Origin of the sequence: Allobaculum sp. (assembly GCF_047010065.1) — a bacterium.
Taxonomy (GTDB): Bacteria; Bacillota_I; Bacilli_A; order Erysipelotrichales; family Erysipelotrichaceae; genus Allobaculum; species Allobaculum fili.
Genome location: NZ_JBKXLD010000068.1, coordinates 1 through 12,463 on the forward strand (window position 1 = coordinate 1; position 12,463 = coordinate 12,463).

General features: G+C 50.3%; 10 protein-coding genes. 6 read left to right on the forward strand and 4 right to left on the reverse strand.

The genetic code is table 11. The annotated features are described in order from the left end of the window. The first annotated feature begins 426 nt into the window (after positions 1-426). Both metK and ACLUYS_RS06895 read left to right on the forward strand, forming a co-directional pair. Positions 427-1,536 (forward strand): methionine adenosyltransferase, encoded by a 1,110-nt coding sequence (gene metK / locus ACLUYS_RS06890; protein ID WP_230267255.1) that lies wholly within the window; start codon positions 427-429, stop codon positions 1,534-1,536. A 163-nt stretch (positions 1,537-1,699) separates the two neighbouring features. After that, on the forward strand, positions 1,700-2,281 hold the full coding sequence (locus tag ACLUYS_RS06895; RefSeq protein ID WP_288820649.1) for a hypothetical protein: 582 nt from the start codon (positions 1,700-1,702) through the stop codon (positions 2,279-2,281). Between the two features lie 79 nt (positions 2,282-2,360). Here the strand turns inward: ACLUYS_RS06895 and ACLUYS_RS06900 are convergent, their stop codons facing one another. Then, positions 2,361-2,885 (reverse strand): NUDIX hydrolase, encoded by a 525-nt coding sequence (locus ACLUYS_RS06900; protein ID WP_230267253.1) that lies wholly within the window; start codon positions 2,883-2,885, stop codon positions 2,361-2,363. A gap of 195 nt (positions 2,886-3,080) precedes the next feature. Here ACLUYS_RS06900 and ACLUYS_RS06905 point away from each other — a divergent pair, with 195 nt between their 5' ends. The 4 genes from ACLUYS_RS06905 (at position 3,081) to ACLUYS_RS06920 (ending at position 9,066) form a co-directional block, all read left to right on the forward strand. After that, positions 3,081-3,497, forward strand: a complete 417-nt coding sequence (locus ACLUYS_RS06905; RefSeq protein WP_230267252.1) for a metal-dependent transcriptional regulator — start codon at positions 3,081-3,083, stop codon at positions 3,495-3,497. 299 nt (positions 3,498-3,796) lie between these two features. After that, complete coding sequence (locus tag ACLUYS_RS06910) at positions 3,797-5,989, forward strand: peptidase U32 family protein (RefSeq protein WP_230267251.1); 2,193 nt, start codon at positions 3,797-3,799, stop codon at positions 5,987-5,989. Between the two features lie 361 nt (positions 5,990-6,350). After that, on the forward strand, positions 6,351-7,700 hold the full coding sequence (eno, locus tag ACLUYS_RS06915; protein ID WP_230267250.1) for a phosphopyruvate hydratase: 1,350 nt from the start codon (positions 6,351-6,353) through the stop codon (positions 7,698-7,700). 562 nt (positions 7,701-8,262) lie between these two features. Beyond that, positions 8,263-9,066 carry a hypothetical protein gene (locus tag ACLUYS_RS06920; protein ID WP_230267249.1) on the forward strand — a complete coding sequence of 268 codons (804 nt, stop codon included), beginning with the start codon at positions 8,263-8,265 and terminating at the stop codon, positions 9,064-9,066. A 152-nt stretch (positions 9,067-9,218) separates the two neighbouring features. On the opposite strand, the gene ACLUYS_RS06925 is transcribed toward ACLUYS_RS06920, so the two are convergent. The 3 genes from ACLUYS_RS06925 to ACLUYS_RS06935 all read right to left on the reverse strand — a co-directional run. Next, the gene (locus ACLUYS_RS06925) at positions 9,219-9,986 is read right to left on the reverse strand and encodes a glycerol-3-phosphate acyltransferase (protein ID WP_230267248.1); all 768 of its coding nucleotides are present in this window, start codon (positions 9,984-9,986) and stop codon (positions 9,219-9,221) included. Positions 9,987-10,482: 496 nt separating this feature from the next. Next, complete coding sequence (locus ACLUYS_RS06930; RefSeq protein WP_412659453.1) at positions 10,483-11,751, reverse strand: phosphatase PAP2 family protein; 1,269 nt, start codon at positions 11,749-11,751, stop codon at positions 10,483-10,485. A gap of 318 nt (positions 11,752-12,069) precedes the next feature. Then, positions 12,070-12,463 (reverse strand): class II D-tagatose-bisphosphate aldolase non-catalytic subunit (locus ACLUYS_RS06935; RefSeq protein ID WP_412659454.1); only part of this gene is annotated, 394 nt, incomplete at its 5' end.

Below are 12,463 nucleotides of genomic sequence, written 5' to 3' on the forward strand. Positions count from 1 at the left end.
ATTATCCCAAGGAGGCGGTCGAGAAAATACCCGTCTTTTATTTGACGCTTACCTTATTAACGAACCGGATCATCGAAACCAGGGATAAAAATCAAAACGACAGCACGTGGACACAAAATTCGCTATACTGAACTAACGGGTTTTTGGGCAAAACAAAGGCATTGACCGGGTCCAGAATTCATACCTGCACTATAATGAAAAGCACTGAAATACTCTTATCAAGAGTCGGGGGAGAGAGTCAGCTCTATGATCCCGCGCCAACCTCGTAACTGGTGGCCCAGCTGACATCGATAACGAAGGCGCTGATGAATAACATAAGCATGCTTCGGTATGCTTTTTTTCTGGTTAAGGACTTCGAATATCTCCAGGAAGTATTTCACATTCTCATGAAGTATCCCGTAACTGAATGTATAAGGAGGAAATTTGATGAAAAACTATATTTTTACCAGTGAGTCGGTAACAGAAGGACATCCAGACAAAGTCTGTGACCTGATTGCGGACTCGATCGTCGATGAAGCTCTTCGCCAGGATCCTAATTCCAACATGGCGGTAGAAGCCACCATCAAGGATGATTTCATTCTGGTTTACGGCGAAGCCAACACGAAAGCCGTCATCGATTTCGAACAGATCGCCAAAGACGTTCTGAAGAAAATCGGCTATCCGGAAGAATATCACGTACACACCGTTGTAAATAAGCAGTCCCCGGAAATCCATAACGCGGTCAACAAGAACAAGGACGGCAAGCTCGAGGTTGCGGCCGGCGACCAGGGCATCATGTTCGGCTACGCATCCAACGAAACGGATGAATTCATGCCGGCCCCAATTTACTATGCGCACAAGCTGTCCCGTCAGCTGACCAAAGTTCGCCGCGAGCATCCGGATCTGCTGCGTCCGGACGGAAAGACACAGGTTTCCGTAGAATATAAGGATGACAAGCCCGTACGCATTGATACGATTGTCGTTTCCACCCAGCATTCTCCAGAAATCAGCCAGGAAGACCTCAGCAAGCTCATCCGCAAGGAAGTCATCGATGCGGTCATCCCGTCTGAACTTCTCGATGAAAATACAAAATACTTCATCAACCCAAGCGGATCGTTCGTAGTCGGAGGATCCTTCGGCGACTCAGGCACCACAGGCCGTAAGATTGTCTGCGATACCTATGGCGGAATGGGCCATATCGGCGGCGGATGCTTCTCTTCAAAAGACCCGACCAAAGTAGACCGTTCGGCAGCTTACTATGCCCGCTGGGTAGCCAAGAACATCGTTGCCAATGGACTGGCAGACAAGTGCGAAGTCGAAGTGGCTTACGCCATCGGACGCAAGGAACCTGTTTCGATTCTCGTGGACACCTTCGGCACCGGCAAAGTCAGCGACGAAGAAATCATGGATATCGTCAAGAAGAACTTCAATTTCGAAGTCGGCAATATTCTTGAAGAACTCGATCTGCGCAAACCAATTTATACCCGTACAACCAACTACGGTCATTTCGGCGACCCCAAACTTCCGTGGGAAAAAGTAATTGAGCTCAAGCGCTAAATAGAAATTCTGTTTTCAAAATTCAAAGTCTCCAGAACGCATCAGCAGGTTCTGGAGACTTTTTCTGCAGGCAGGAAAACAGGTCGTTTTTCCAGAATCGGATCCGTTAAAATCAGACTAAGGACAGGAATCAGATTAAGGACAGGAAAAGGAGGGAAAGAACATGGCACACTGCCTTTGTATAAATGGATACGATATATGGAATGGCGATGGAAAACCGGAAATCAACGCGTTTTCCATTTCGTTTTTTGAAGAATTTATGGAGGCGCATCCAGGAATATTCCTCGTGGGGACGGACTACCCGGGAATAGACTACAAAGCTCCTGACATTTTTGAGTATATTTACTACTGCTATGACTGGGCACCGTCCAGAGAACCGGACTGCTGGCTTTGTGAGGATTGCGAAAGCCTGACTGTCTTTTTTGACGACGACAATTACCGCCTTGACCACCGTTACGATTTCGTGAAAATGGAAAAACTGTACGAACCGGGCGATAAGGGCTTTGATGACTGGGAAGAGTATGTGGCCATGCGAAATGATGAACTGGATGAATTCGGCGACTGGTATATCGGCATGGATCCGCTGACTGCACTGAAAACCTATCCCTTCAAATACCGGTATAAAGTTTCACCGGATCAAAAATACATCTGTGCGTTTGATTCCAGCCAGAATCTGGTTTTCTCCTACGAACAGGTCCGCTTTCTGGATTTCCAGAAGGAAGAAAAGCGCACCGTAAACGAATGAAGTCTGGAGGAATCTCGACATGGATTCCGTCGCGTTCCATCCTTCTCATTTGAAGCTGGCGACGGGAAGGAGCAGCCGATCAGTCTGTCCCCAGATAGATGGACGAATCCTTCAGATCCAGCTCTTTTTCATTCAGTGTCGCGTGCGTGAGCGTGTCGCCCAGATAGTTCAGTTCCATATAAAATAACGGGACATGTTCCTTGAGCAGCTTTAGAAAGATTCGATCGCCTTTCCAGAGATTGAGCGAAGCGATAGCGCTCCAGTCCATCCAGACCAGATCGCCTTCGCTGCACTCCTGCAGGCGCTTTTCTTCCTGCGGATCGAGTTCTCCCGTGTACAGAAACATAAGTTCTGAAAAGAGCGGATCTTCTTCGTGTTTTCGAAAGTTAAAGGTGATGATGCCGCAGAGTCTGGGATCATTCCAGTGCAGGCCGGTTTCTTCCCGGCATTCGCGCTGCATGCAGCCCAGGACCGTTTCGCCGTCTTCAAGCTTTCCGCCGATCCCAATCCATTTTTCCTTGTTGATGTCGTTTTCCTTTTTTGTGCGATGAAGCATGAGTACTTTGTCTTTGCTTTGAATGTAGCCAAGCGTTGTCACTAACATGGTGTCTCCTTTTCGTCTGATCTGTTTCTATAGCCAATTTCTGCACGTTTAAATTTGTTTCTATTTTACCCGCATTGAGAACAGCCGGTGTCTGACAGAAAGCCGGCGTGCTCCGATTGAAGCCGTTTCGTCTGCGCGTTTTGCCAAAAGGCCGGCTTCGTTGACTCCCTATGTGAGTTTGTTTAAACTAATGGCATGATGATCGATAAAAAAGACCCGATCCTGACGGAATCGGTTGAAGACTATCTCGAATCCATTCTTGTACTGTCCACCAAACTGCCGTATGTACGGAGTGTGGATGTAGCCAGCCATCTCGGCTTTTCCAAGCCTTCGGTCTCTCATGCCGTCAAAATGCTTACCGAACAGGGCTATCTTCTCGCAGATCCCAATAAACATCTGATCCTTTCGGACAAGGGAAGAGAAGCGGCGCAGCATACGTACCAGCGCCATGAATTTTTCACGCAGATGCTTACGAACATCGGCGTCGATCCGCAGATCGCCGAAGACGATGCCTGCCGGATTGAACACGTGATTTCGCAGGAAACGTTCGACGCCATCAAGACGTACTATAATTCGTCTGCCCCAGAAACCGCGGAAGAAGAAGCTGCGTAAACGATAATTGAATTTTCGGACTGAGATTTTTCAAATGAGAAATCCAGTCCTTTTTCTTTGGATCCGTTTCGCAAAGCCAGGACGGGCAGACCGAGAAGAGCGGCCGTTTCGTTTGAACGTTTCCGCGGGGCTGGCCATAATGAAAACGATGAAACGGACGGCGACTTTTGGGATTCGCCAGAGCGGCCGTCCAAACCCTGTGAAAAAAGTTTTTCATAAAACCAGAAATTCTGAATCGACAAGAGCGACTGCTTTCTCTTCTGCCGGATTCAGATCGATATAGAACGGGAGCGATAGCTATGAATCTTGAAGTCCTTTCCCCAGCCGGAAATGAGCAGGCGCTCAAAGCCGCCTTTGCGGGCGGCGCCGATGCGGTTTATCTGGCGTTGCCGCAGTTTGGCGCGCGGGCGTACGCGGCCAATTTCACACTCGATCAGGTCGCCAAAGCCATTGAAGACGCGCATCTCGCGGGCAAGCGCATTTACGTCACGATGAATACGCTCATTGAAGAAGACCATATGGAAGAGGCGTATCAGCAGGCCAAAGCCCTTCATGAACTGGGCGTCGACGCGCTCATCATTCAGGACCTCGGTCTGATCCATCTTCTGCATCATCGCCTGCCCAATCTCGAACTGCACGCTTCTACACAGCTTTCTGTTTCCACACCGTATCAGATCGAACAGCTGCGCAAGCTCGGCGTAAAGCGCTGCGTGCTGGCCAGAGAAGCTACGCTTGACGAAATCAAAGCGTGCGCGGCGACGGGAATGGAACTGGAAGTCTTTATCCATGGCGCTCTGTGCATTTCGTATTCGGGACAGTGCCGGTTTTCTCAGGTGCGCTACGATCGTTCAGCCAATAAAGGAAAATGCGCGCAGGCATGCCGCATGGAATACACGCTTGAAGAAAACGGAATGCCGATTCCGCTTCCCGGCAAGTATCTGCTTTCTCCTAAAGATCTTTCCGCGATCGATCAGATCAGCCAGCTCGCCAAAGCCGGGGTATTCTCGCTGAAAATTGAAGGCCGTATGAAATCGCCAGAATACGTCTACGAAAGCGCCGCAGCCGCCCGTGCTGCAGCAGACGGTCTTCGCGTAGGCAAAGAACTGAAAGTCGGCATGGAAACCGCGTTTAACCGCGGCTATACGACCGGTCATGGCTGGAAGGCGAAAGGCACTGTGCTGATGAATACGGAAACGTCCAACCATCAGGGCATCCATCTTGGCAAGGTCATTAAAGTCAGCCATGACCGCGCCCGCATTGTTCTTGATGAAGATCTGCATCAAAATGACGGTCTTCGCTTTGTGCAGAGGAATCGTTCCACCGGATGCAATGCCAACTTCATTTTCGATACCCGCGGCAAGCTGATCGCCAAAGCCGCCAAAGGGGAAACGGTTGAAGTACGCGTTCCCGGCGGCGTGTTTAACGGCATGGAAGTCCGCAAGACGACAAGCTATCTTCTGCAGAAAGATGTGGAAGAAGCCATTCGAACTTCGCATCCGCAGGCGGATATCGCCTTTACGCTTAAGGCGGCCAAAATCGGGGATCCGTTGATTCTCGAAGCGACGGATGGAACCCATACCGTGGCTATTGAAGGCGGTCTTCTCGAAGCGGCACAGAAAGCCCCAAGCAAAACGGAACAGATTGTCCGTTCTCTGAAGAAGACGAAAGATACCTGGGCCAATCCGGCAACGATTGATGTGGATCTGCCGGACAACGCCTTTATTCCGGTATCGATTCTGAATACGATGCGCCGTGAGGCAATTGATCAGCTCGGCGCGCTTCGTCTGCAGCGCGGACCGCTCGTCGAAGTCGAGTCTACGTACCAGCCCAAAGCGCCCAAGCCGCTGCCTTCCTTTGTGCAGATACAGAACAAAAACCAGAAGACGGATCTGCCTCTGCTGCAGGTCAGCGAATTCCCGATTCCGGGAACGGAGCGCAAATCTCCGATTTATAAGGATGAAGGCTATATTACCGATTCGCTGGGCAAAGGCGAAATCGTGGAAAACCTGAACATTACCAACTCCTACGCGGCTGCGGCGTTGCTTGAAATGGGCTATCAGGGCGGCGTTCTGGCCGGCGAACTGAGCGATGAAGATCGGCAGGCGCTTTTAAAGGCGTTTAAAGACCGCTATGGCTTTGAAGCTCCAGTCATTCTGACGGTTTACGAAAAGCCAAGACTGATGGTCATGAAACACTGCCCGGTCAATACGGCTTTAAAAGACGGCAAGCGTCAGAACTGCTCGCTTTGCCGGACCAACCGCTATACGCTGCTGGGCAAAGACGGACGCCGTGCATTCCTGTATGGAAACCCGGACTGCCGCATGCAGGTGTTTGATGAAAAGGCCATCGACACCATCGACCAGATCCCGGGCTACGCTCGCGAAGGTGTGCACGCATTCCGTATGGTCATGAGCGACGAAAGCCATGATGAGACAGAACAGCTTGAAAAGCAGATGTTAGAAAACCTCGAAGCCATCAGCGGAAACAAATAATTAGAGGATTTCATCCAGAAAATAAAGAGCAGAGCCAGGCGCTTGCAGCGTCTGGCTTTTTGCGGGATTCAGGCTTTGCAAGCCGATTTCAGTCCGAAAAATCATCCGGGTTGTCTGCAGATGATCAAATCGGTACAGTGGAATTTTCCTGAGTGATATGTGTATCCAATCGGCTTAAGATTAGGGAAATCCTTGAATTTGTCCAAAAATGAACTTTTTGAAAGCGGGCTTTGAACGGGCGGACTGAACCCCCTTTTTTGAAAAGGCAGAAAACGGTGCATCCGGCTAAGGTCTTTATCGAATCAAGCGGCCGCTGTGCTATAATTTGCCTGTATCAAGGCAAAGGAGGAAATATTTCAATATGCCTATTATTACGGATGTCTATGCACGCGAAGTCCTGGATTCCCGTGGAAACCCGACTGTAGAGTGCGAAATCACAACTGAATCCGGCGCATATGGTCGCGCAATGGTACCAAGCGGTGCTTCTACTGGTGAACGTGAAGCCCTCGAACTGCGTGATGGCGACAAATCTCGTTACCTCGGAAAAGGAACAACACAGGCTGTTGCCAATGTAAACACAAAAATCGCTCCTGCTATCATCGGTATGGATGTTACAGATCAGATCCTGATCGACAAGACCATGCTTGAACTCGACGGCACAGATTTCAAATCCAATCTCGGTGCCAACGCTACACTGGCTGTATCCATGGCTGCTGCATGGGCTGCTGCTGACTACTACGGAATTCCTTTCTACAACTATGTAGGCGGCTGCAACGCACACGTTATGCCTGTACCAATGTGCAATGTTATCAACGGCGGAAGCCACGCTGACTCCACCGTAGACTTCCAGGAATACATGATCATGCCTGTTGGTGCAACTTCTGAAAAAGAAGCTGTTCGCATGGCTGCTGAAGTCTTCCACAACCTGAAGTCCGTTCTGAAAGCAAAAGGCTACAACACCAACGTTGGTGACGAAGGCGGTTTCGCTCCTTCCTGCAAAGACGGAAACGAAGAACCTCTGAAACTGCTCGTTGAAGCTACTAAGAAAGCCGGCTATGTTCCTGGCAAAGACATCATGATCGCCATGGACGTTGCTGCTTCTGAGTTCCACAACCACGAAACTGGTCTGTACGAACTGAAGAAATCCGGCGGCGGAAACAAGACTTCCGAAGAAATGATCGCTATGTACCAGGAATGGGTAGAAAAATATCCGATCATCTCCATCGAAGACGGTCTTGGCGAACGCGACTGGGACGGCTGGAAGAAACTGACCGATACACTCGGCAAACGCATCCAGCTGGTTGGTGACGACCTGTTCGTTACAAACCCGAAAATCCTTGCAGAAGGTATCGCTAAAGGCATCGCCAACGCAATCCTGATCAAGGTTAACCAGATCGGTACTCTGACTGAAACATTCGACGCCATCGAACTCGCTCAGAAACACAACTACACCACAGTTGTTTCCCACCGTTCCGGCGAAACCGAAGACTCCACAATCGCTGACATCGCTGTTGGTACAAACGCTGGCCAGATCAAGACTGGATCTCTCTCCAGAACTGACCGTATCGCGAAGTACAACCGCCTGATGCGCATTGAAGACGAACTGAACAAACGCGGAACCGTATCCGTAGCTCAGTATCCAGGCGTTGACGCTTTCTATCAGCTCGACATGGCAGCTGTAGAAGCCGACATGGATAAACAGTCCAACTAATTGCATTTCCTCTGAACCAGAGCCGGGTGAACACCCGGCTTTTTTTGTGGGAAAACGGCGCGAATACGGCGGATGCGCTTTTTTGTAAAGGCTTTGTACAGGTTGATAAAATCGTCTTTTTCAGACTTTTTGCGGTAGATGAATGTGTCAAAAAGCGTTAGAAATAGGGGAGAGATACGGAATAAATAACGGAAATTGTAGGATTTCGCTGGATGAAATCGGAAGAGATCGAAAACAGGAAAGATCTAAAACAAAATGGAATACGGATAGTAATAACTCTGTAACAGTGTGTTGGTTAAAAATGCACGGTTTCTGGCCGGAATGGATTTCGGGTTGAGCCGATCGTTGCGGATTTGTTAGACTGAAACGCAGAAAAATTCCAGAACGGAGTTTTCATGCGCACGCCTTACGCAAAGTCATCCTTCTTTGCCCCCTTGCCGCCCGCTTTTCAGGAGCGGGTAAGGGATGTCTTTTGAAGAGAGGATCGGCTTTTCAGGATGTCCTTTTCTGGATTATGGAGGAAAGGATGATTTAGAGAACGCGCACAGGAGTGAAAGAAATTATGAAAAAATGGATTGCCTCTTTACTGGCCGTCGTCTTATCCGGCCTGATGATACCTGCGCTCTCGCTTTACGCGAAAGAGGGCGAAAAGCCGGCAAACGGCTTTGAAAAAAGCGCGGCACTGGGAACGATGCAGATTCCCGCTGTGACCGCACCGTGCCTTGAGCAGTGCAAAAAAGAAAATATGAAAACGCGCCAGATCAGTCTGTTTCAGAGCCCCAAACCGTATTCGCAGGGTACGCTGATCGGCTATTCGCTCGATGACACCCTGCTCATGGAAATCGATGGACAGACGTATCACGTTCATCCCACTTGCGTAGCAGTCAGTCAGGAAGAAAAAGACGCGCTGAAAGACTACCAGAAAAAGGAAGCGGATCGCGAAAAGCGGCGTCTGGATGCGGAGATGAAAGTCAGCCAGGCTAAAAACGCGTCACAGCCCGCCGGAACGATGGCCGATCTCGAAGAAGAAGATCTGGAAATCAAGCTCGATACGCCCCAGTGGAATGGAGCGGTTCTTAACCGCAGTGCCGGAACCATTATGGGTCCTTCCGGAAAAGAGACGTACTACAATCTTCCGATGGACGGCGTCGTTCGCATCATGCGTTCGATCGGCAACAATGACAAATACTGGGTGCGAGAAGACGGCGTAAAAATGTTAGGCGATTATGTCATGGTCGCCGCCCATCTGCCCACCCGTCCTCGTGGCTCTCTGATCCAGACGTCCCTTGGCATGGGCATCGTCTGCGACACCGGAACCTTTGCGCTCAACAATCACACGCAGCTCGATATCGCGGTCAACTGGTAATCTGCCTTTCGCGAAGCCAGTCTCCCGGATTCCAAGCCATAAACGAATGCAGAAAACAAAAATCGCACATTCCCGCCAAACGCAGTTTCGAAAAACGCGTCGGACGATGGATGTGCGATTTTTATTTTGTTCAAAGGGAGCTTGAGCGCAGATTACTTTTCTGTGCTGTTCGCGCCTTCGGTAATCGACTGTGCCGTCCTGGATTCTGCTTCCTGAATTGCGGGCTCTATGTCGGCATCGAGCGCTTCAAGAAGTTCTTCCTCTTCTTTTTCTATACGCTCTTCTTTTCGCTCTTTTTTGCTTTTCAAAGTCGATGCAGAGCTCTGGGCAGCGCTAGAAGATTCTGCGAGCGGTTTTCCATCCTTGAGGCGGTTTGGGCGAAGGTTAAGCCACGCCATCAGCACGGCCATGAACAGGGCGGGAAGAAACGTGATCCACGAAAAGCGAAACGCCATGAAAATCATGAAGACGACGTCGATCAGAAGCGCGGCGATTTTTACGCCAAATTTCATCAGGACACCAAGCGCTCCCGCGGCCAGCGCACTGAAACCGGCCAGCGGCCAGTACAGGACAAACGATGCGGCGGTAACGGCTACGCCCTTGCCGCCCTGAAAATGATGCCATATAGGAAAGCAGTGGCCGAGCAGCGTGCCGCATCCGGTATACAGCGGGATCAGCTTCGTATACGCGGGAAAGAGCAGTACACATATATAAACCGCGGCGCAGGTTTTGAGAATGTCGCCAAGCAGAACGAAGATTCCGGCTTTTTTGCCGAGAACCTTGATCGTGTTGGTCATGCCCGGATTCCCGGAGCCGCTTTTAAACAGGTCTTTTTCAAAGAGGCGGCCGACCAGTGAAGCCGTGAGAATGTTGCCAAAGGCGTATCCGATCAGGACACACCACAATAAATCCAGTTCCATATCGTCCTCGTTTCTGTGAATAAGTGCTCTGTCTGGGGAGCTTTTACTTGCCGGAAGATTTTACGATCAGATAAAACACCCCGAGGATAATTAACAAAGCGAGAATGGATCCTCCAAGCGTAATCAGAGAATCCAGTGCGGAATCAATTGCCAACATAAAACAGCCTTCTTTCCAGTGGGCTTTCTTCCAGGCACACAGACAGACCAAATCGAATCGCGTGGCGTCGATCGATCGGCGCTCTGCAGGATACGGAAGAATCAGGAACGTGTCTTTCCTGAACCGATTTTATTATACCTGTATGGCACGAAGGGAAAACCGCTAGCGCCATGCCGGTGCATCGGAGAAATCCAGCCCAGACAAAGAGATGGACTTGGATTTTCCCAGCAGTCGCTGGAAAATGGCGTTCGCCATTGTCCGTATGTTAGCGGCTATGAAAACAAGGGTCATGAAAAAAGGAACGAAGCTTTGCGCTTCGTTCCCGAAAAATCCGTACAATTAATCTTCAAAAATGGAATCGTCAAAGAGTTCTTCGACCGTTTTGCGGCGGTGTGCAGAACGTTCACGGCGGGAAAGACGGCGATGCTCTCCTGGGGCATCCGGCTCTTCCGCTTTGGCTTTGCGATCGTCTTTCGAAGAAGCAGGTGCTTTAGCTGGATCCGAAGCAGAGGCTGCAGGTGTTTCTTCACTTGCTTCGCTTTCTTCATTTTCAGCGGGCACTTTTTCTGCGTTCGCTTTTTTGCGGGGACGCGGTTCAAAGTCTTCTTCGAAATCGATATCCTCGTCTTCTGCTTCCTCTTCATCGAAGTCGTCGTGACGTGCCGCTTTTCTGGAGCGGGACGATTTGGATGGACGGGACGTTCTTTCTTCAAAATCGTCTTCGTCTTCATATTCGTACTGACTGTCGTCATAGCGCGTGAGACCGAAGGCCCAGGCGCAGATGCAGAAGAGAACAAAGGTAATCAGGAAGCCGACGCTGATATCCGAAAGAAAATGCGCGCCCCGTACCATGCGGCTGCCCATGACAGCGAGCGAACCGAGGTAGGCGACGATCATCGCCAGAGAAACGCTGCCGCGTTTGGTGAAGCAGGGAATAATGGCCCAGACAAACAGGCAGGCAGCCGAAGCTGCGTGGGCGGAAGGAAAGGAGCGGAACAGATCGTGGTTCGTTTCATACAGAGCCATGAACTGGGAAACGCCGGATTTACCAAAGTCGTACCAAGTACGGAACGTCAGTTCCGGATTTTCCAGAAGCGCGAAATAGCGTGGACGGAACCAGATGCGTTTCACAACCTGAATCACGGCTGTCGAACCGCCGCAGACGATGAGCAGAATCCAGATCGCCCTGATTTTGTCCTTGCGATCGGCCTTGCGCATCAGATACCAGAAGAGAAGCGCGGGAAGAAGGGAAATGAGCAGGCCGCTAAGCCAGCACATCCACCAGGTCAGTCCGAGTTCTTCGTTAATGGACTGAGCCATGTAAACCGGGCCGATGACGTTGGTCGCAAACGCGAACAGCCAGCCCAGAGTCATGGTCTTCTTTCCTTTCCAGATGTCCAGAGTCAGCAGACCGGCGGCACCGATGCCCCAGAATGCAGGAGCGGGACCGCAGGCGGCCAGAATTCTGGCCCAGACGTTGAAAGGATCGTAAATCATCTGATCCAGAGGCAGATCGCCAAAAGTACCAATGGCGAGACCTGCCGCACCAAGCAGCAGGCCAAAAACCAGCCAGCCGTTGGATATTTGTTTGTGTTTATAGGTAGTCATGAATAAATGGTATCAAAAACGACCCGGAATGTTCGCATTTTTTCCAAACCTGCGACGACTGTCTGGATGTCGAAAGAGCGCTGTAAGCAATCCCGGCGCTTTTAACGAAGGAGGGAGTCTACGATTGAAAATGACTCTGCGTACAGCTGCCTGAAAAGGACAAACCGAACTGAATCTTTGTCGGTAAAACGAAATAGAAAAGACACGCGCTCCAAAGCGCAAAAAAAGCCGGAGACATCGTGCGACATCTCCGGCAAGTGAGTGTGTTCAGACTGGCGATCTGGGATTTCAATGGGCCAGTCTTTGAATGGATAAAACTTAGAGTTCGTCCTGATGGGAGGCGTAGAGGTATTCGTCGATCGTGTTCTTTACGCGGTCCTTGATCAGTTCTTCTGGTTTCGCTTCGAGTTTGCCTTCGCGTACCTTGGTGTACTGGATCGGCATGAACTGGGAGAGAACGGCCAGGTTTACGCCTTCCTTTTCGAGGTTGGCGAACAGTTTCTTCATGGCTGCCTGAACGTCTGGATCCGGCATGTAGTAGCGGGAACGATCGGAGAAGGAGAATTTCCGTTTGAACCAGAGTTCGTCTTCGTTTCCGTGATAATGCTTCGCCCAGTTTTTCGGGTTTTTGAGCATGGCTTTTTCAAGGGTGTCAATGAAGTGGCTGGCTTCGTCTTCGCGGCCGTGGAACATCATTTCTTCCATATAGGCC